Source organism: Robinsoniella sp. KNHs210 (assembly GCF_000686105.1).
Lineage (GTDB): Bacteria > Bacillota > Clostridia > Lachnospirales > Lachnospiraceae > Robinsoniella > Robinsoniella peoriensis.
On the sequence record NZ_JMLZ01000002.1, the window covers coordinates 1,409,863 to 1,428,439 of the forward strand.

An 18,577-nucleotide genomic window follows, 5' to 3' on the forward strand; every position below is an offset into this window, starting at 1 on the left:
ACTATGTTAAAAATGAACCTTCAAATTTTCGCTCATAAAAAGGGAGTTGGTTCTACTAAAAATGGTAGAGATTCCGAATCTAAGAGATTAGGCGCGAAAAGAGCTGACGGACAATTTGTAAAAGCTGGAAATATTCTTTACAGACAGCGTGGAACTAAAATTCACCCAGGTGTTAACGTTGGACGTGGTGGAGATGATACTTTATTCGCTTTAGTTGATGGTGTTGTAAGATTCCAAAGAAAAGGAAGAGATAAGAAACAAGTTTCTATCGTTCCAGTATCAGCAGAATAGTAAAGGTGGCTTCAAATCAAATTGGTTTGAAGCCTATTTTTTTAGAAAGAAGGTGAATGGAAATGTTCGCAGACAGAGCAAAAATATCCATACGTTCTGGTAAAGGCGGGGACGGCCATGTAAGCTTTCGAAGAGAATTATATGTTGCCAACGGCGGTCCTGACGGAGGAAACGGCGGAAAAGGCGGAAATATTATTTTTGAAGTAGACGAAGGCTTGAATACGCTGGCAGACTACCGCCATAAACGCAAGTTCAGTGCGCAGGACGGTGAGCAGGGCGGAAAGAAACGCTGCCATGGAGGCAACGGCAGTGATTTGATACTGAAGGTTCCGGAAGGTACGGTAATAAAAGAGGCTGAAAGCAATAAGGTAATTGCAGATATGTCCGGAGATAACCGCAGGCAGGTTATTTTAAAGGGCGGAAAAGGCGGACTTGGCAATATGAATTTTGCCACACCCACTATGCAGGTACCAAAATATGCACAGCCGGGACAGCCGGCTCAGGAACTTATGGTGAATCTGGAATTAAAGGTGATTGCAGATGTGGGACTGGTTGGATTTCCAAACGTAGGAAAGTCTACGTTGTTATCCCGCGTTACGAATGCGAGACCTAAGATTGCCAATTATCACTTTACAACCTTAAATCCCAATCTGGGAGTAGTAGACCTGGACGGTGGAAAAGGATATGTAATTGCAGATATACCGGGGTTGATTGAAGGTGCTTCCGAAGGTGTTGGTCTTGGACATGAGTTTTTACGTCATATTGAACGTACAAAAGTGATGATCCATATGGTAGATGCAGCATCCACAGAAGGACGTGATCCAATCGAAGATATCTATAAAATCAACGAAGAATTAAAAGCTTATAATGAAGAAATTGCAGCAAGGCCTCAGGTGATTGCGGCAAATAAAATAGATGCCATTTTTGAGGGTGATGAAGATCCTGTTCAGAAGATCAGGGATGAATTCGAACCTCAGGGAATTAAGGTGTTTGCCATATCCGCAGTCAGCGGAAAAGGTTTGAAAGAGTTATTGTATTATGTACGGGAACTGTTAGATACGGTGCCGGAAACTCCGATGGTATTTGAACAGGAATTTTTCCCGGATCAATTTAATATGACTGAGAATCTTCCATATACGGTAGAAAAATCTACGGAGGAAGAGCATACCTACATTGTAGAAGGACCGAAAATTGAAAAAATGCTGGGTTATACCAATCTGGAGTCGGAAAAAGGCTTTGCATTCTTCCAGAAGTTCTTAAAAGATACCGGCATATTGAATGAATTAGAAGCTGCAGGCATTGAAGAAGGCGACACCGTGCGTATGTATGGACTGCAGTTTGATTACTATAAATAATTTTATATAGATAAAGAGGATACATGTGCCCGGATAACGTGATTACCAGGCATCCGTATCGGAGGGAAAGATGACAAGTAAGCAACGTGCGTATTTAAAAGGTCTGGCAATGACTATGGATTCTATTTTCCAGATTGGAAAATCCAGTCTTACACCAGAAAATACCCAGGCGATCAAAGAAGCCCTGGAAGCAAGAGAATTAATAAAGATTAATGTCCTTCAGAATTGTATGGACGATCCGAAAGAGCTGGCATCTATGGTAGCGGAGCGTACCCGTTCACAGGTAGTACAGGTTATCGGAAAGAAAATTGTACTTTATAAAGAAGGAAAAGACGAAAAGAAAAAGATTCAACTTCCTTTATAAAAGCGGGGAATTCAAAGAATGAAGCAGCGACGTAAAAAAGTTGGTATCATGGGCGGAACTTTTGACCCGATCCATATCGGACATCTGATTCTGGGAGAAAACGCATATCTGCAGTTTGACCTGGATTATGTGCTGTTTATGCCCTCCGGCAATCCTCCTCACAAGCAGGAGCGCCAGGGGCGTGCGACAACAGCACAGCGGGTGGCAATGGTTTCCCGGGCAGTCAGCAGTAATCCGCATTTTGAACTTTCTATGGCAGAGACACATGACGAGGGTTATACCTATACCAGGGAGACGCTTAGCCGTCTGGTGAAGGAGAACCCCGATACAGATTATTACTTTATTATGGGAGCCGATTCCCTGTTTACTTTTGAAACATGGAAAGAGCCGGAAGATATCTGCCGCCTCTGTACCCTTGTAGTAGCGGTAAGAGACCATGTGAAACCGGAGAAATTAAACCGCCAGATTGATTATTTAAAAGAGCTCTTTCAAGCTAAAATAGAAAAGCTGGATACTCCAAATATTGATATTTCATCCGGTACGATCCGAAACTGGATCTGCAGGGGCAAATCAATTAAGTATTATGTTCCTGACGAAGTAATACAATATATTGAAGAGCATTGCATGTATCAGGAGTGTGAAGAAAATGAGTGAATTCAATATTTTAAAAATGCAGGATAAGCTGAAAAAATATCTGGATGAAGATCGTTTTACCCATACCCAGGGCGTTATGTACACCAGTGCCGCACTGGCAATGCGTTATGGGGAGGATGTGAGAAAAGCACAGGCAGCCGGATTGCTGCACGATTGTGCGAAATGTATTCCCAACGAGAAAAAAATCAGTATCTGCGAAAAGAACAGGATTCCCATATCGGATGCAGAACGGGAAAATCCATATTTACTTCATGCAAAAGCAGGAGCACAGATCGCGCAAGAAAAGTATAAGATTACAGACCTGGATATTTTAAATGCCATTGCATATCATACCACAGGAAGGCCAGGCATGTCTCTTTTGGAGAAAATCGTCTATATAGCGGATTATATAGAGCCGTGGCGTTACAAAGCCCAGAATCTGGAATTGACAAGGAAAATGGCATTTTCTGACATTGATGAAGCTCTGTATATCATTTTACGGGACACCCTTTCGTATCTGAGGTCTACAAAAAATGTACTGGACCCAATGACAGAGAGAGCTTTTGAGTATTATAAAGAAGTTAACAGAGAAAAGCAAATAATGAGACAGGAGGGAAAATAATTTGGAAAACAAGTCAAAACAAATGGCTAAAATCGCATGTGCTGCTTTAGAAGAAAAAAAGGCAGAGGATTTGAAGGTCATCAATATTGAAGAAGTATCCGTATTGGCTGATTATTTTATCATTACCAGCGGAACTAATAAAAATCAGGTGCAGGCGTTAGTAGATAACGTAGAAGAAGCCCTGGGCAAAGCAGGATATCAGGCAAAGCAGGTAGAGGGTTACCAGACAGCAAACTGGATTCTGCTGGATTATGGTGATATTATCATTCATGTATTTGATTCGGAAAATCGTTTATTCTACGATCTGGAGAGAATCTGGAGAGATGGCAAGAGCATTTCAGTAGAAGAATTATAATAATAGAATGGCTGTGCATCGTATTTTAGCAGAATACGGTGCATTTCTGCTATGCAGCAATATCACTGTCTATCAGGCAGTATAATTAAAAATAGAAAGGGTCTATAAATGAAAAAATGGTATGATGAAGAATACGAATTTGAGATTGAGGTAACAGGATTTCTACGCAGCGACCATACAGAGCGGTATTGCCGAAATGGCGAGGAAATAGGAGATAAATATACCTGTACCTATGGATGCCCTGTAAATGGGGATGGACAGGGAATTTGTTCAAAAGTAATGATGATGTTATATCCAATCATGGAAGCTGTCAGAAGCGGTGGAGATTTAGAGAACATCGGCGGTAATGATAAATACAGCAAGGATATTGTTTGCCCAGATGGCTGCGTTATGTTCCGGCTGACTGCAAAGAAGCTTGGAAATGAGAATTTTTATAAAGGGAAATTTTACGATTGATTTTTAGTTCAGAACACCCCTGCTGGATTTTAGTGCCGCATATGGCGCGTAAAAATGCAGGGGTGTTCTGTTTTGTTTATTCGGATGAAGTGCTTTTAGAAATTACAGGCATTTTAATTCTGCTGATAAACCAGATCCCGTCTTTGTAGCATTCAAAATATCCTCCGTGAATGTGCATAATCCGCTCACATGTCTTAATACCGATTCCGGTACTTTCGTGTGCGGACAGATCTTCCTCAATTCTATTATGAAATTCAAGTACAAAGTATCCGTCTTTTTCTCTGGAAATAACATGCAGCGGGTAGCTGGCATCGGCATACTTATGAATATTGGATAAAATGTTATCCAGGGTTCTCTGTACATATTCAATGTCCAGATAGCAGTTGCTCTTCAGGGAATCCAGATCAAACTGGGATTCAATTTCAAAGCCTTCACTTTCCAGTGTAAATAACTGATCGTCTGACAGACCGGTAATCAAATTGATCGTAGGGATCAGTTCTTTTTGATATGCTTCTTCCCCTCGTTCGGATACCAGAAAGTATTCAAATAATTTATCTGATAATTGCTTAATCTTATAGGCTTTATTTTTAATATGCCCTAAAAAGTTGTGCAGCTGGTCCTGGTTTTGGTATCTGCCCAGAATCAGCAATTCCACATATCCGATCAGGGAGGTCAGGGGAGTGCGCAGATCATGGGACATGGCGGTAATCAGCTTTTGGTGTGCTTCTTTTACAGCCTGTTCATTTTCATCCCGCTCGATAATAGACTTCCGCATCTGATTGATGCCCACCGCCAGGCGGTAGAGCTCGTCACAGCCGTTTTCCCGGACTTTATAATTCAGATCCCCACCTTCTAAGATTTCAAGATCTTCTGCGAGTTTGTTAATATATTGGATTTTCCTGTGGATGAAAAATAAGAAAAGCAGCAGGAAAATCAAAAAGCAGAGAAAGAGGCAGGCATAGTACAGCACCACATAATACTTCACATAAAAGTAGCAAAAAACCTGGGTATCCAGCGTGATATGGTCCGAAAAAGTTATTTGATACATGGGAATATCCCCCTGTTCCTGTACCGGTTCTGTAAAATTGTTTTTAATATACTGGTTAAAATAATTTTCCAGACTGTCTCCTTCCGGAGGAACCGCACCAAAATCAGAATTGAATATTTCATAATCTTTATAGTAAAAAGATATAGAAGTATTACCCTGTTCTTTCATCCATTTGTGTATCTGAGAAATTTCTTTGGATGTAATCTCATTTTCATCAATAAAACTCTGCAGTTTCTGGACGAAATCTTCTTCTGTACGTTTTACATAGGAGGGAGACATAAGTGTTTTATCCAGCAGATAATATCCAAATCCAGAAAGCGGTTCGTATGCCAGGTAGGCGATCAGCAAAGAAACGGTAACAGCGAGCACCAGCTCTCTGGCTAATTTCTTAGAAAAAATATTCTTGATTTTAGACAATGCGATAACCCCTTCCCCAAACGTTTTGTATATAGTGCGGATTCTGTATATCATCTTCCAGTTTCTTTCTCAGGTTTCGGATATGGACGGCGACCGTATTGCTGGAAAAGGAATAATAAGGCTCCTTCCATACGCTTTCATATATATTCTGAGCGGAAAAAATCTTTTTCCGATGAGTAGCAAGGAGTGCCAGAATCTGATATTCCAGATCCGTCAATGTAATTTCCTTTCCGGATTTTGTCACTCGCTGAGCATCCATATCGATTTCTATATCCTGGAGATAAATATGTCCCAGGCTTTTGGTATCCTGTCCCATGTAGATGCAGTATCTGCGGATTAATGCCTTTACTCTGGAGAGCAGCTCAGTGTAAGAAAATGGTTTTACAAGATAATCATCAGCGCCTGCAGAAAAACCGATCACAATATCTTCTTCTTTTGACTTAGCGGTCAGAAATAAAATAGGAACCATATGTTCTTTGCGGATTTCATTACAGGCGATAATCCCGGAACATCCGGGCATCATTACGTCTAATATAATCAAAACAATGGAACTTTCCATCATCTCTATGGCTTCTTTCCCATTTGCCGCTTCAATAACCTGATATCCTTCCCCTTCTAATAAAATACGGATTACTTCCCGGATTTCAGCATCATCGTCTGCAATCATAATTTTTTGCAACTTGTTCATGTATTACCTCCTCTGTTACAGGATACCTTTCATATAAACAGATACCCGAAGTAATATTATTGTACCATGAAATCGGATCTGGGAGTATCTTATCTTTTTAATCTTCATATTTCTTCACTAAATCTGCTGTTATTTTTTAAAATTTTCCTGTTATTCTGGTTTCTGAACAGTAATAAGGAGGAGGAAGCGGCAGTATTGCAGGTAAGCCTGTAATAGGCGCAGGACAAAATGGAAGAAATTATCAGAGTATCAAATATCCGTAAACAATATATCGTAGGAAATGAAAAGGTAGTCGCTCTTAAAAAAATTAACCTCTCTATTCATAAAGGGGAAATTTGCTGTATTTTTGGTACTTCCGGTTCTGGAAAAAGTACACTGCTGAATCATCTTGCAGGATTTGAAAAACCCACAAAAGGCGAAATTTTTATTAAAAATACTTCAATTACGAAGCTAAGTGAAAAAAACATGGCTGCGTTTCGTCAGCTGCATATTGGATTTATTTTTCAGGCGTATAATTTACTGCCTAATTTAACGGCACTTGAAAATGTAGCTCTGCCCCTGGTGTTCCGCGGGGTAGAGATGGATAAACGGATGCACAGGGCAATGCAGCTGTTGAATAAGGTTGGTCTGGGCAAAAGAGGTGCGCATTATCCCTCACAGATGTCCGGAGGCCAGCAGCAGCGTGTGGGGATAGCCAGGGCGTTTGTTACCCATCCGGAAGTAATATTTGCAGATGAACCAACTGGAAATCTGGATACCAAAACAACGGCAGAGGTAATGAACATGATTGTCGGTATGGCTCATAAATACAATCAGACAATTGTACTGGTCACCCATGACCCGGAAATGGCAAAGTATGCTGACCGTATAGTAACTTTAATCGATGGGGATATTGTGAAAGATACGGCGGTTCAGAAAGACCCCGGTATTAAAAATGCTTAAGAAAACGTGACTAAAAGTAATACAAAGATTAATTATGAGAAAATAATCAGGAGGTTAAAAGGTGAAGGGAATGAATTTAAAGAAATATTTAAAGAAGATCGGTATCTGGGGGTTGATAATCAGCATTGCCATGGGGTATCCCGGTATTATAAGTGAAGCCAAAGAGGCAGCAAATCCGCCTGAGAAGCCGCCGGTTGCTGAATCATCAGGCAGTGAAGGGGCAAACAGTACAGAAACATCTGCAGAAGGGATTACAGAGCCAGTTACCGATGAAACAAAGGGAGAAAATATTCCTGCAGTCTCCCCACCTGTAATCAGGATCAGCAGAAGAGAAATAAAAAAGCCGATCAAAGCGGGAAAATCATTTCAGACAGTTCTGATAGTGGAAAATAAAAGCAAAGAGCTGCCGATAGAAAATGCCCGATTAAGCGTTGAAACAGGAGAAGGGCTTTTGTCCCAGGAACTTACCGGTTCGCTGGACGTAGGAAAAGTAGGGGCGCAAAGCCAAAAGAGCTGTAAACTGCATCTGAAAACAGCAGAGGAGATTCAATCTGAAGTCCAGACCATTACCGTAACGCTTGAATACGATTACCAAACAACAGAAGGTATGATCCATGAGCAGAAAGTGGAAAAAATCATGATTCCCACGGTAGTATCAAAAAGACAGGGAACAGAAGAGCCAAATGATAGCCAGGAAGTTTTCAACCCATTGGAAGGATCCGGATCAGGAGATTCTTTTGGCGGGCAGCCGGCTCCGTCAGATGATAAAAAAAATATCGATACGCCGGTTCCCAATATAATCGTAAGCAAATATGAGTATGGGAAAAAAGTAACTGCAGGAAAAGAATTTCATTTGAAATTGCAGATAAAGAATACCAGTTCCATAACGGCGGCTGAAAATATGATTATGTCTCTGGAACTGGGGGATGCACTTGCAATTACCGATTCATCCAACTCCTTTTACATAGATAAAATAGGGCCGGGAGGGGTAATGGAAAAGGAAGTTACCATCAAAGCACTGGCAAATGGAAAGCCTGAAAATTCGAAAGTGGATATTAGTTTTAAGTATGAGTACGTGCATGACAAAACCCGCACCCAGGCAACATCCGCAGAAAAGCTCTCTATTCCGGTTATACAGCCGGACAGACTCAAGGTGAATGTGCCCCAGAGCCAGGAAGAAATGCATCAATTTGCGGAAGCTACTTTAAGTCTTCCCTATGTAAATAAAGGCAAAAGTGCCGTTTACAATGTAGAGGCTTCTCTGGAAGGGGATGTGGAAACAACGGAAAACTATAAGTATCTGGGGAATTTTGAATCCGGTTCCAACGGCACCATTGACTTTCTTATAACTCCCCAGAATATCGGAAAACAGGAGCTTCAGGTCAAAATTAAATATGAGGATTCTGCAAATAAATCAAGAACTATAAATATAGCGGTACCCATTAATGTGCTGGAGCCGCAAGATCCGGCAGGAGATATGAACTTTGGAGAGGAAGCCGCAATGGGAGAGGAACTTCCACCGGAAGGCGGTACAAATATGCTTTCTTACGCAGCAGGAGCCGGAGGACTCATACTGATTCTGATCATTGTCATTGCGGTTGTGAAGAAAAGGAAGCGAAAGAAAGCATTTCTGTACGAAGAGTTCGAGGAGCAGGATGATGATGAATAAACGGAGGTTTCAATAGAATGAAAATGTATGATAAACTTCGGATGTGTGCCAGAAACCTCTATCGGAGAAAAGGAAGAACTTTTCTGACCGTTTCGGGGGTCGTCATTGGCTGCTGTGCTATTATCATAATGATATCAATTGGTATAGGCATGAAAGAGTCTCAGGAGAAGATGCTTTCGGAAATGGGAGATCTGACCATGATTACAGTGATGCCCACACCTGGTAATCAAAAAGGGAAATTAAAGCTGGACGAGAAAGCGGTGAAAAGCCTTCAGGCTATAGAACACGTAGTTCTGGCGGCACCTAAAGTAAGTTTAACCAGTGAGAATACGCTCATTGCCACCGGGAAAAATCATCGGTATCAGGGACAGGGAATCAGTATTATCGGAATGCCGGAGGATGCAATTGAAAAGCTGGGATATCGTTTGAAGGAAGGGGATTATCCGGGAAAGAAACCTTATGAAGTTCTGGCAGGGTCTGCATTTGCCTATCAGTTTGCGGATACGAAAAGACCGGACGGCAGCAATATGGTAGATTACTGGACCAATCCCGAGGCGAAGCCTTATTTTGAACCCCTGAAAGAAGAAATTAGTTTTTTAATGGAACAGGAGACATCCGGGAATGCCCCTTCTTCCGATATGGATAGTCCGCAAGGAGAAGAAACTAAAAAGTACAAAGAGCTGGCCGTACTTAAAATCAGCGGGATCATGAAAGAGGACTTTGGAAAAGGAGAAGAGACCTCCGGAGGATTGATTATGAAGCTGAAAGACCTTCAGGCAATTCAAAAACTGTTGACAAAAAATAAAAAAGTAAAAGCAGCGCCGGAATTTACCCAGGTTATGGTTCAGACGGACAATGTTGAAGAAGTGGGAAAAGTAGAGCAAACGATTAAAGACATGGGGTTTCAGACCAGCTCAATGGAAAGCATAAGGGAACCTATGGCTAAGGAAGCCAGGCAGAAACAGTTTATGCTGGGCGGCCTGGGAGCTATTTCCCTGCTGGTTGCTGCAATTGGTATTGCAAATACCATGATTATGTCTATTACCGAGCGAACCAGGGAAATCGGTATAATGAAATCCCTGGGCTGCTTTATCAGCGATATTAAAAGTATGTTCCTTATGGAAGCTGCAATCATCGGACTCCTGGGAGGAATCATTGGAATACTGGTAAGCTTTGCCGTATCCGTAATTATGAATATGTCTGCCCAGCATTTTGTATTTACCTCATTTGATGCCCTGGTAAATCTTTTGATGGAAAAAGGCAGCAGGACCTCGGTAATCCCATTGTGGCTGGCTGGGTTCTCAATGCTGTTCTCCACTCTGATCGGTGTTATCGCAGGCTATTATCCCGCGAATAAGGCAGTAAAGATATCAGCGTTAGAAGCGATGAAGTATTAGGACTACAGCGAACAATTTTATCTTGAATTTGGGTTTAGCTGATTAAGGGGACGCTTTGTAGATAGGTGTAGTGCGCGGAAAGAGAAGGGGGCGGACCATGGCAGGCGTTTGGAAGGCTTACCGCAGAACTGGCATTTTCTAACCTTCCCGGAGCGCTTTTTGGCGGCACGCGGGCATTCACCGAGAAATCCTGATGCATTTCTCGGTTCAGTGCCCGCTTAGTATCCGATGGGAGCCAGTCGAATACTATCCGCCAAAAAACACTCCGGCAAGGTAAGTAAATGCTCAGATCTGCTATACGCCTTCCAAACGCCTGCCATGGTGCGCCCCCTTCTCTTTCCGGGATGCAGGTTGTCGCCACAAAGCTGGTTTCTCAGCATGGTGGACCCCCGGGGTTGTGGCATGCCGGACGTTATTGGCATAGATCATATAAAATGCATAAAGCAGCTGATCTTCTCACTGCAGCTTGTTTCTTCATTCTACTACATATATCTTTGGTTACAGCACTACAGCCAGTTAGGTCTATGAACCAATGTCATTAACTTAAGGATTTTCAATCATTTCTGGAAGCTTGAATGCAGGCTGCTTAGCAGAAAATCAATATACTGAATAATTGGAAATTTATGTTTTCTTCATCATCTTGCGGTAGTCTCCGGCGCTCATCCCACAGGCTTTTCGGAAACTCTGGGCAAAATAACTCTGAGAAGAAAAACCGGACAGCTGGGCAATTTCAGCAATGCTGTGATCGGTAGCGGTAAGCAGTTCTTTGCTGGCCTGTATCCGTTTTTCGCTCAGATAATTAATAGGTGAAAGTCCGTAGGAATCCGTAAAAGCGTGAGCGAAATAATATTTATTCAGATGAGCCATCTCCGCCAGGGTATCCAGTGTAATGTTATCGGAAATGTTGGAGTCGATATAACGCTTAATACGGCTGCATTCCCTGCTTGCTTTCTGGGCAGGAGCGATTTCAAATGCAAAATCTGCATGGCGGATCAGGTTAATAATTAAAACTTCAAGGAGATCCGCACAAACCAGTTCGTAATTTTTTTGCTTCTGTTCAATCTCCTGAAGCATAGAGGTAAAATAGAACATCATGTTATGTTTGTTGTTCTGACAGTTAAAAACCGTATATTCCTGATTATCGCCAAAAGAAAAACTAAGTCCTTCGACCCCCAAGATTACATATTCTAGAGGTGTGGTGTCGAGGGATTTTTCTGTATGTTCCAAATGCGGGTTGATTATTACCAGATCATCTTTTATAATGGGAAAGGATTTATCTTCAACAATAAAATTGCCGGCACCCTTTCGTACATAGAATAGTTCCGTGAAATAGTGAGAATGTTTAATGCTCGGCCAGTCTCCTTCATAGCGGGCAGAAGTTACATACAGCAGTTTTACCGGCATTTTTTCATGTCCTGATTCTGTCAGTTGATAGCGTGTATTTCCCATATTTTCTCCCTTCCAATTCATATAGTTATGGGGATTTTTCTGTCGTTTTCTGTCGAATGTTAAAAAAATTTTCCTATAATATTAGTTATATTGCGCTAATGAAAAAAATCCAATTTAGATATAATGATTATATCAGATGTCTTTTGTTATTACAATAAAATAATAAAACCAGATAAAACAGAAAAAAATTGTGCAATATATTGGGTGAATTGAAACTTTAGAGAGATAAAGTATAAAAAGTCTTGTGTAAAATGTATTTTATTTATTTAGAAGTAAAAAGCAATAAATATAAAATATGGAGCAATATATGTATTGATAAATCCCGTAATTTCGATTATTCTTAATGTACAAAGTAATGATGCGGCAACGTATCAAACATTTAAATTATTAGGAGGAAAATGTTATGAAGGCAAAAAAGGTAAAAAAAGTACTTTGTATGACTATGGCAGCAGCTATGACGCTTGGTCTTACAGCGTGTGGAAGTGGTAGTTCATCTGACACATCAGCAGCAAAAGATACAACCGCTGCAACAGAAGCAAAATCTGAGGCAGGAACAGATGCGGCAACAGAAGCTAAATCTGAAGCAGCTGATACCGAGCAGGCAGCTGATACAGCGGCAGCCGGAGAAGAGCAGACTCTGAAAGTAGCAGCAGTAGAAACAGCTTATGGACAAGATATGTGGAAAGAAGTTTGTGCAGCTTTCGAAAAAGCAAATCCTGGCGTTACAGTTGAATTAACCATTGACAAGAAATTAGAAGATATCATTACACCAGCAATGAAATCCGGTGATTATCCGGATGTTATCATGCGTCCTGTAGGCGGAGAATCTGCGTTGACAGAAACTTTTATTAAAGACAACAATATTGTTGACTTAACAGATGTTTTATCAATGACAGTTCCTGGCGAAGACAAAACAGTAGGTGATAAGATTCTTCCAGGTTTCGTTGACAACTCCATAACAAATCCTTATGGTGATGGCAAAACTTATCTTATGCCTATGTTCTATGGTCCTTGCGGATTATTCTATAATGAAGGGCTGTTAGAAGAAAAAGGCTGGACAGTTCCTACAACATGGGATGAAATGTGGGAATTAGGCGACAAAGCAAAAGCAGAAGGCATTGCATTATTTACATACCCTACAGCAGGATATTTTGATGCATTCTTCTATTCACTGATGCATGAAGCAATGGGCAACGACAATTTCCAGAAAGCACTTCGTTATGAAGAAGGTATCTGGGATACACCGGAAGCAAAAGAAGTATTTGATATTGTTGCTAAACTGGCTACATACACAGAAAGCACAACACCGGCAAATGCAAATGACAATGACTTCCGTAAGAATCAGCAGATGATTCTGGATAACAAAGCATTATTTATGCCAAATGGTAACTGGGTTATCGGTGAAATGGCAGATGCACCTCGTGCAGATGGTTTCAAATGGGGATTCACAGCTCTTCCGGCTGTAAAAGACGGTGGAGAACGCGCTTCTTACACATTCTTTGAGCAGGTTTGGATGCCTAAGGGAGCAGAAAACCAGGATCTTGGAAAACAGTTTATTGCTTATCTGTATACAGATGAAGCAGCTGGAATCTTCGCAGAAAAAGGCGGAGCAGTTCAGCCAATCCAGGGTATGGCAGACAAATTAGACGGCGATGCTAAACTTTACTACTCAATCTACGATACAGGTGCTGTTGCTGTTATGGACGCATTTGCAACTACAGATCCAGTAGAAGGTGTCACAGTTCGTACTACATTCTTCGATCCGATCAACTCACTGGTAAGTGGTGATAAGACCGTTGATGAATGGGTAGAGCAGGTGAAAAAAGACAGCGATGCGCTGCGTGCAGCTTTAAAGTAACATTTATAAACGAAAAAACAGTCGGTGAATGAATGTTCACCGTCTGTTTTTTATCAGGCAGTATTACAGCTGCAAATTTAGAATTGGAGATGAAGCCATGAAAAATAGAAGAGGGAGAGGGAGATTCATATTCTTTTGTTTAGCTCCCGCCGTAATCCTGTTTATAATATTTATGATTATACCTACAATTGACGTATTCCGCATGTCTATGTTTAAATGGGGTGGATATACAGATGATAAAACTTTTGTGGGACTCCAGAATTTTCAAAAGCTGTTTCAGAGCGATAAGTTCTATCAGGCATTTCAAAATTCAGTATTATTAATTGTTCTTGTAACAATCGTTACTTTTTCACTGTCATTGATTTTTGCGGCTATGTTATCCCGTGAAAAGATTAAAGGACAAAATTTTTACAGAGTAATTTTCTACATACCGAACATTTTATCCGTAGTTGTTATCAGTGCTATTTTCTCAGCGATTTATGATCCGAATCTTGGTTTGTTAAATTCCTTTTTGAATCTGTTCAGAGGACAGGCAGGCGTTGATAATCCAACATTGTGGCTGGGAAATCAAAAAATCGTAATTTACAGTATTGTGATTGCAATGGTGTGGCAGGCAATTGGTTACTACATGGTTATGTATATGGCCAGTATGGCAAACATACCGGAGAGCTTATATGAATCTGCCAGCCTGGAAGGAGCAGGACGCATAACACAGTTTTTCTCCATTACACTTCCGCTGATCTGGACGAATATTCGTACAACGCTTACGTTCTTTATCATCAGTACCATCAATATGAGTTTCCTGTTCGTAAGAGCAATGACAAATGGCGGTCCTGATGGAGCATCCAGCGTATTTTTGAGTTACATGTACCAGGAGGCATATACAAATTCATCTTATGGATATGGTATGGCAATCGGCGTTATGGTATTCTTATTCTCATTTGCCCTGGCTGCAATTCTGAATGGGGTAACAAAACGTGAAGAACTGGAATTTTAAGGAGGTGGATTGGAATGAAAAATGATCAGAAATCAAGTGGTTCAAAAGTTTATAAAGCGGTCATCTATATTGTATTAACAATATTAGCAATCGTAATTATCGTTCCGGTTGCCTGGGTATTTATTGCTTCTATTAAGCAAAATTCTGAGTTTTATGGAAATCCATGGTCCATACCGGAAGGTATACATCTGCAAAACTTTGTGGATGCCTGGCAGAAAGCCAACATGGGGTCTTACATGTTAAATTCAGCAATCGTTACCGTAGTTGCAATTGTTCTTTTGGTTGTGATTGCACTTCCGGCTGCATATGTTCTTGCCAGATTTAAATTTAAATCCAGCGCATTCTGGAATATTATATTTATGGCCGGTTTGTTTATCAATGTTAACTATATCGTAGTGCCGATTTTCTTAATGCTGAATAATGGAGATAAGATAGCCCGCGGAATCTTAGGACATCCGTTTTTCCTGAATAATCTGTTTATTTTATCGATCGTTTATGCAGCTACAGCACTTCCTTTTACCATTTACCTTCTGTCTGGATATTTTAAATCACTGGCAAAGGATTATGAAGAAGCTGCTTATGTGGATGGCGCCGGCTACTGCCGCACCATGGTACAGGTTATCATGCCCATGGCAAAACCAAGTGTTGTAACCGTCATCTTATTTAACTTCCTTGCATTCTGGAATGAATATATTATTTCTATGACATTGCTTACTAAGCCGGAGATCAAGACTCTGCCTGTGGGCCTTATGAACCTTATGGCGGCTCAGAAATCAGCAGTTGAGTATGGCCAGATGTATGCCGGACTTGTAATTGTTATGATTCCGACACTGGTTCTCTATATGTGCGTCCAGAAGAAGCTGACCCAGGGAATGACACTTGGCGGCCTGAAAGGATAAGGGGGATAATATTATGAATGAAACAACAAAAAAAGTAATCACCGGCATAATAGTCTTCATTATATTTGTAGTCTGCGTATCACTGATTGTGATCGGGCAGAAAAATGTAGGCGCACCCTGGTTGTGTATGATGCTGGTGGGTCTGGCAGGGCTGGTTTTCTTACTTTGGCTTTATAACAGAAAATATAAATAAACGGGGCGCAGGCTCCGGATAATTTAGGAGGACTTTTTATATGAACCAAAAGCAAGGTCGTGTTACGATACCAACCGACATAGATGTAATTCCGGAAACTCTAAAAGTTATGAAACGCTGGGGAGCAGATGCGATCCGGGATTGTGACGGTACAGATTTCCCGGCAGAACTTCGTGATGTGGATGCTAAAATTTACTCTACTTATTATACGACCCGTAAAGATAATAGCTGGGCGATGGCAAATCCGGAAGAGATACAGCAGATGTATCTGATGACACCGTTTTATACAGCAAAAGAAAATCAATTATCCATTCATCTGATGAAAGGATTATATCCGGATATGCTGACACCCAATTGCAGGGATGATATCAAACGCTGGTGGGAAGTAATTGACCGAACTACTGGCGAAGCAGTTTCGACAGATGCCTGGAGCTATGATGAAGCAACTGGAGATGTGACACTTAAGGCAGTTCCGTTCCATGATTATACGGTTAGTTTTCTGGCTTATATCATGTGGGATCCGGTACATATGTATAATGCAGTAACGAATGACTGGAAGGATGTAGAACATCAGATTACTTTTGATGTAAGACAGCCAAAGACTCATGCCTATACTTTAGACAGACTTAAAAAGTTTATCGAGGACCATCCTTACGTAAATGTACTTCGATTCACTACATTTTTTCATCAGTTCACCTTAGTATTTGATGAACTGGCCAGAGAAAAATATGTAGACTGGTATGGCTATTCCGCATCGGTGAGTCCATATATTCTGGAACAGTTTGAAAAGGAAATGGGATACCCGTTCCGCCCGGAATATATTATCGATCAGGGTTATTATAATAACCAATACCGCATACCCACAAAGGAATTCCAGGATTTCCAGGCATTCCAGAGAAGGGAAGTTGCCAAAATTGTAAAAGAAATGGTAGAACTTACCCATGAATGCGGGAAAGAAGCAATGATGTTCTTAGGAGACCACTGGATTGGAACAGAACCATTTATGGAAGAATTCAAGTCTTTGGGACTGGATGCGGTGGTAGGAAGTGTTGGAAATGGTTCCACCCTTCGCCTGATCAGTGATATTGAGGGTGTAAAATATACAGAAGGCAGACTTTTGCCATACTTCTTCCCGGACACTTTTTGTGAAGGAAAAGATCCTGTAAAGGAAGCAAAAGAAGGCTGGGTAACTGCAAGACGTGCTATTTTAAGAAAGCCTGTTGACCGTATCGGTTATGGCGGATATCTGAAACTGGCGCTGGAATTTCCGGAATTTGTCGATTATGTAGAGGATGTCTGCGAAGAATTCAGGACACTTTATGAAAATATCAAAGGCACAGTTCCTTATTGTATTAAAAAAGTTGCAGTCTTAAACTGCTGGGGTAAAATGAGAGCCTGGGGATGTCATATGGTTCATCATGCACTTTACTACAAACAGAATTATTCGTATGCCGGTGTAATCGAGGCATTGGCTGGTGCACCATTTGACGTAAAGTTCATTAGTTTCCAGGATATCAAAGAAAATCCCGGGATTCTCAATGATATTGATGTGATTCTGAACGTAGGCGATGCAGATACAGCACATACCGGCGGTGAATGGTGGTGCGATCCGGAAATTGCTGCCAGTATTAAAAAGTTTGTACACAATGGCGGCGGTATTATCGGTGTTGGCGAACCTACTGCCCATCAGGAAAATGGACGTTTCATTCAATTGGCAAATGTGTTCGGTGTAGAAGAAGAACGGGGATTCACCCTTGGCTATGATAAATATAACTGGGAAAACCACAAACATTTTATTATGGAAGATTCCGGAGAAGTGATTGATTTTGGCGAAGGCAAGAAAAATATGTTCGCACTGGAAGGAACCCAGGTACTTGTTCAGCGGGAAAAAGAAGTGCAGCTGGCAGTCAATGAATTCGGAAAGGGACGTGCCGTTTATATCAGCGGACTTCCTTACAGCTTTGAAAACAGCCGTATGCTCTACCGCTCAATCTTATGGAGTACCCATGATGAAGAAAATATCCATAATTGGTTTAGTACGAATTATAATGTTGAGGTTCATGCTTACATAAAAAATGGTAAATACTGCGTGGTCAACAACACATATGAACCACAGGAAACCGTTGTTTACCGTGGAGACGGAAGCAGCTTCAACCTTAGTATGGAAGCGAACGAAATAAAATGGTATAAGATTTAAGCACATAAAAAGAGCCCATTCAGGCTCTTTTTATGTATTTTCCATGACTATTGGCATGAAAACTGTAACAGATTCAACTTACCCATTTTCGAAAAATAATATGTTTATAGTTATCCAGCACGTTAAGTACAATAAGTCCCAGGACTGCACACGAGAGAACTTCTCCGATTCCCACTGTAAGCATCATCAGTGGAATTGGTAAATTGATGCCGTATCCATAATAAAGGACAAAAGGCACAACCAAAGTATTGGCAATAATCGGTGGAAGCACAACCAGATATTTTCTGCGTCGGAGCAAATAAGAACAGTATGCTGCAATTAGTGTTGCAAAGCTGCCGCACACAATATCGATGGGAATTGCACCGCTGATCAGATTACCAAATATACATCCAATAAATAATCCCGGAATTGCAGCCGGAGTAAAAAAAGGCAGGATTGTCAGCGCCTCTGATATCCGGATCTGGATGCTGGCAAATCCGAATGGGGCAAACAGGACTGTCAACACTACATAGATCGCAGCAATTATGGACGCCTGTGCCATAAATAATACTTTTTTGTTTCTCATAATTTTCTCCTTTAGTTTTGTTTTAAATGAGGAAGGTTTCGAACTCATTATGGTAAGTATTATAACTCTTTTGAAGGTAAAATAAAAGTTAATTTTATTATGGAAAACTTAAGAATAAACCAGATGATAGTAAAAATTCACAAAATATGGTACAATAATGGACATCTGTAAGCAGACAGACC

At 40.9% G+C, this 18,577-nt stretch carries 19 protein-coding genes; 15 read left to right on the forward strand and 4 right to left on the reverse strand.

The features are described 5' to 3' along the window. Positions 1-3 precede the first annotated feature (3 nt). The 7 genes from rpmA (at position 4) to CD03_RS0113100 (ending at position 4,076) form a co-directional block, all read left to right on the forward strand. Entirely contained in the window at positions 4-291 is a 288-nt protein-coding gene (gene rpmA / locus CD03_RS0113070) for a 50S ribosomal protein L27 (protein WP_027294033.1), read from the forward strand. 62 nt (positions 292-353) lie between these two features. Further along, positions 354-1,646 carry a GTPase ObgE gene (gene obgE, locus CD03_RS0113075; protein ID WP_027294034.1) on the forward strand — a complete coding sequence of 431 codons (1,293 nt, stop codon included), beginning with the start codon at positions 354-356 and terminating at the stop codon, positions 1,644-1,646. 70 nt (positions 1,647-1,716) lie between these two features. Beyond that, entirely contained in the window at positions 1,717-2,010 is a 294-nt protein-coding gene (gene yhbY / locus CD03_RS0113080) for a ribosome assembly RNA-binding protein YhbY (protein WP_027294035.1), read from the forward strand. 18 nt (positions 2,011-2,028) lie between these two features. After that, complete coding sequence (gene nadD, locus CD03_RS0113085) at positions 2,029-2,664, forward strand: nicotinate-nucleotide adenylyltransferase (protein WP_027294036.1); 636 nt, start codon at positions 2,029-2,031, stop codon at positions 2,662-2,664. Then, positions 2,657-3,265: a bis(5'-nucleosyl)-tetraphosphatase (symmetrical) YqeK gene (yqeK, locus tag CD03_RS0113090; protein ID WP_027294037.1), complete on the forward strand. Its 609-nt coding sequence runs from the start codon at positions 2,657-2,659 to the stop codon at positions 3,263-3,265. Before nadD ends, yqeK begins: the two co-directional genes overlap by 8 nt. 22 nt (positions 3,266-3,287) lie before the next feature. Continuing rightward, complete coding sequence (rsfS, locus tag CD03_RS0113095) at positions 3,288-3,620, forward strand: ribosome silencing factor (protein WP_044289966.1); 333 nt, start codon at positions 3,288-3,290, stop codon at positions 3,618-3,620. Between the two features lie 108 nt (positions 3,621-3,728). Beyond that, a complete protein-coding gene (locus CD03_RS0113100; RefSeq protein WP_027294039.1) occupies positions 3,729-4,076 on the forward strand; it encodes a TIGR04076 family protein in 348 nt (115 codons plus the stop codon). 76 nt (positions 4,077-4,152) lie between these two features. Here CD03_RS0113100 and CD03_RS36060 read toward each other — a convergent pair whose 3' ends face one another. Further along, positions 4,153-5,541, reverse strand: coding sequence for a HAMP domain-containing sensor histidine kinase (locus tag CD03_RS36060; protein WP_052377786.1), 1,389 nt, complete (start codon positions 5,539-5,541; stop codon positions 4,153-4,155). Further along, the gene (locus tag CD03_RS0113110; protein WP_027294040.1) at positions 5,534-6,229 is read right to left on the reverse strand and encodes a response regulator transcription factor; all 696 of its coding nucleotides are present in this window, start codon (positions 6,227-6,229) and stop codon (positions 5,534-5,536) included. Before CD03_RS0113110 ends, CD03_RS36060 begins: the two co-directional genes overlap by 8 nt. Before the next feature lie 228 nt (positions 6,230-6,457). Between CD03_RS0113110 and CD03_RS33420 the strand changes: the two genes are divergently transcribed. The 3 genes from CD03_RS33420 (at position 6,458) to CD03_RS0113130 (ending at position 10,237) form a co-directional block, all read left to right on the forward strand. Further along, positions 6,458-7,171: an ABC transporter ATP-binding protein gene (locus CD03_RS33420; protein WP_044289361.1), complete on the forward strand. Its 714-nt coding sequence runs from the start codon at positions 6,458-6,460 to the stop codon at positions 7,169-7,171. Between the two features lie 70 nt (positions 7,172-7,241). Beyond that, a complete protein-coding gene (locus tag CD03_RS36065) occupies positions 7,242-8,840 on the forward strand; it encodes a GGIII-like transmembrane region-containing protein (RefSeq protein WP_304413415.1) in 1,599 nt (532 codons plus the stop codon). Between the two features lie 17 nt (positions 8,841-8,857). Continuing rightward, the gene (locus CD03_RS0113130) at positions 8,858-10,237 is read left to right on the forward strand and encodes an ABC transporter permease (RefSeq protein ID WP_027294042.1); all 1,380 of its coding nucleotides are present in this window, start codon (positions 8,858-8,860) and stop codon (positions 10,235-10,237) included. A gap of 621 nt (positions 10,238-10,858) precedes the next feature. Here the strand turns inward: CD03_RS0113130 and CD03_RS0113135 are convergent. Then, positions 10,859-11,707: an AraC family transcriptional regulator gene (locus CD03_RS0113135; RefSeq protein ID WP_242849091.1), complete on the reverse strand. Its 849-nt coding sequence runs from the start codon at positions 11,705-11,707 to the stop codon at positions 10,859-10,861. A 382-nt stretch (positions 11,708-12,089) separates the two neighbouring features. Between CD03_RS0113135 and CD03_RS0113140 the strand changes: the two genes are divergently transcribed. From CD03_RS0113140 to gnpA, 5 genes are all read left to right on the forward strand, one after another. Beyond that, positions 12,090-13,544: a carbohydrate ABC transporter substrate-binding protein gene (locus CD03_RS0113140; protein WP_044289362.1), complete on the forward strand. Its 1,455-nt coding sequence runs from the start codon at positions 12,090-12,092 to the stop codon at positions 13,542-13,544. 97 nt (positions 13,545-13,641) lie between these two features. Then, positions 13,642-14,541, forward strand: coding sequence for a carbohydrate ABC transporter permease (locus CD03_RS0113145; protein WP_027294045.1), 900 nt, complete (start codon positions 13,642-13,644; stop codon positions 14,539-14,541). 14 nt (positions 14,542-14,555) lie between these two features. Continuing rightward, positions 14,556-15,440 (forward strand): carbohydrate ABC transporter permease, encoded by an 885-nt coding sequence (locus tag CD03_RS0113150; protein WP_027294046.1) that lies wholly within the window; start codon positions 14,556-14,558, stop codon positions 15,438-15,440. A gap of 13 nt (positions 15,441-15,453) precedes the next feature. Beyond that, complete coding sequence (locus tag CD03_RS0113155; protein ID WP_027294047.1) at positions 15,454-15,633, forward strand: DUF6903 family protein; 180 nt, start codon at positions 15,454-15,456, stop codon at positions 15,631-15,633. A 40-nt stretch (positions 15,634-15,673) separates the two neighbouring features. Beyond that, the gene (gnpA, locus tag CD03_RS0113160) at positions 15,674-17,830 is read left to right on the forward strand and encodes a 1,3-beta-galactosyl-N-acetylhexosamine phosphorylase (protein ID WP_027294048.1); all 2,157 of its coding nucleotides are present in this window, start codon (positions 15,674-15,676) and stop codon (positions 17,828-17,830) included. A gap of 73 nt (positions 17,831-17,903) precedes the next feature. On the opposite strand, the gene CD03_RS0113165 is transcribed toward gnpA, so the two are convergent. Beyond that, the gene (locus CD03_RS0113165; protein ID WP_027294049.1) at positions 17,904-18,395 is read right to left on the reverse strand and encodes a QueT transporter family protein; all 492 of its coding nucleotides are present in this window, start codon (positions 18,393-18,395) and stop codon (positions 17,904-17,906) included. Between the last annotated feature and the right edge of the window lie 182 nt (positions 18,396-18,577).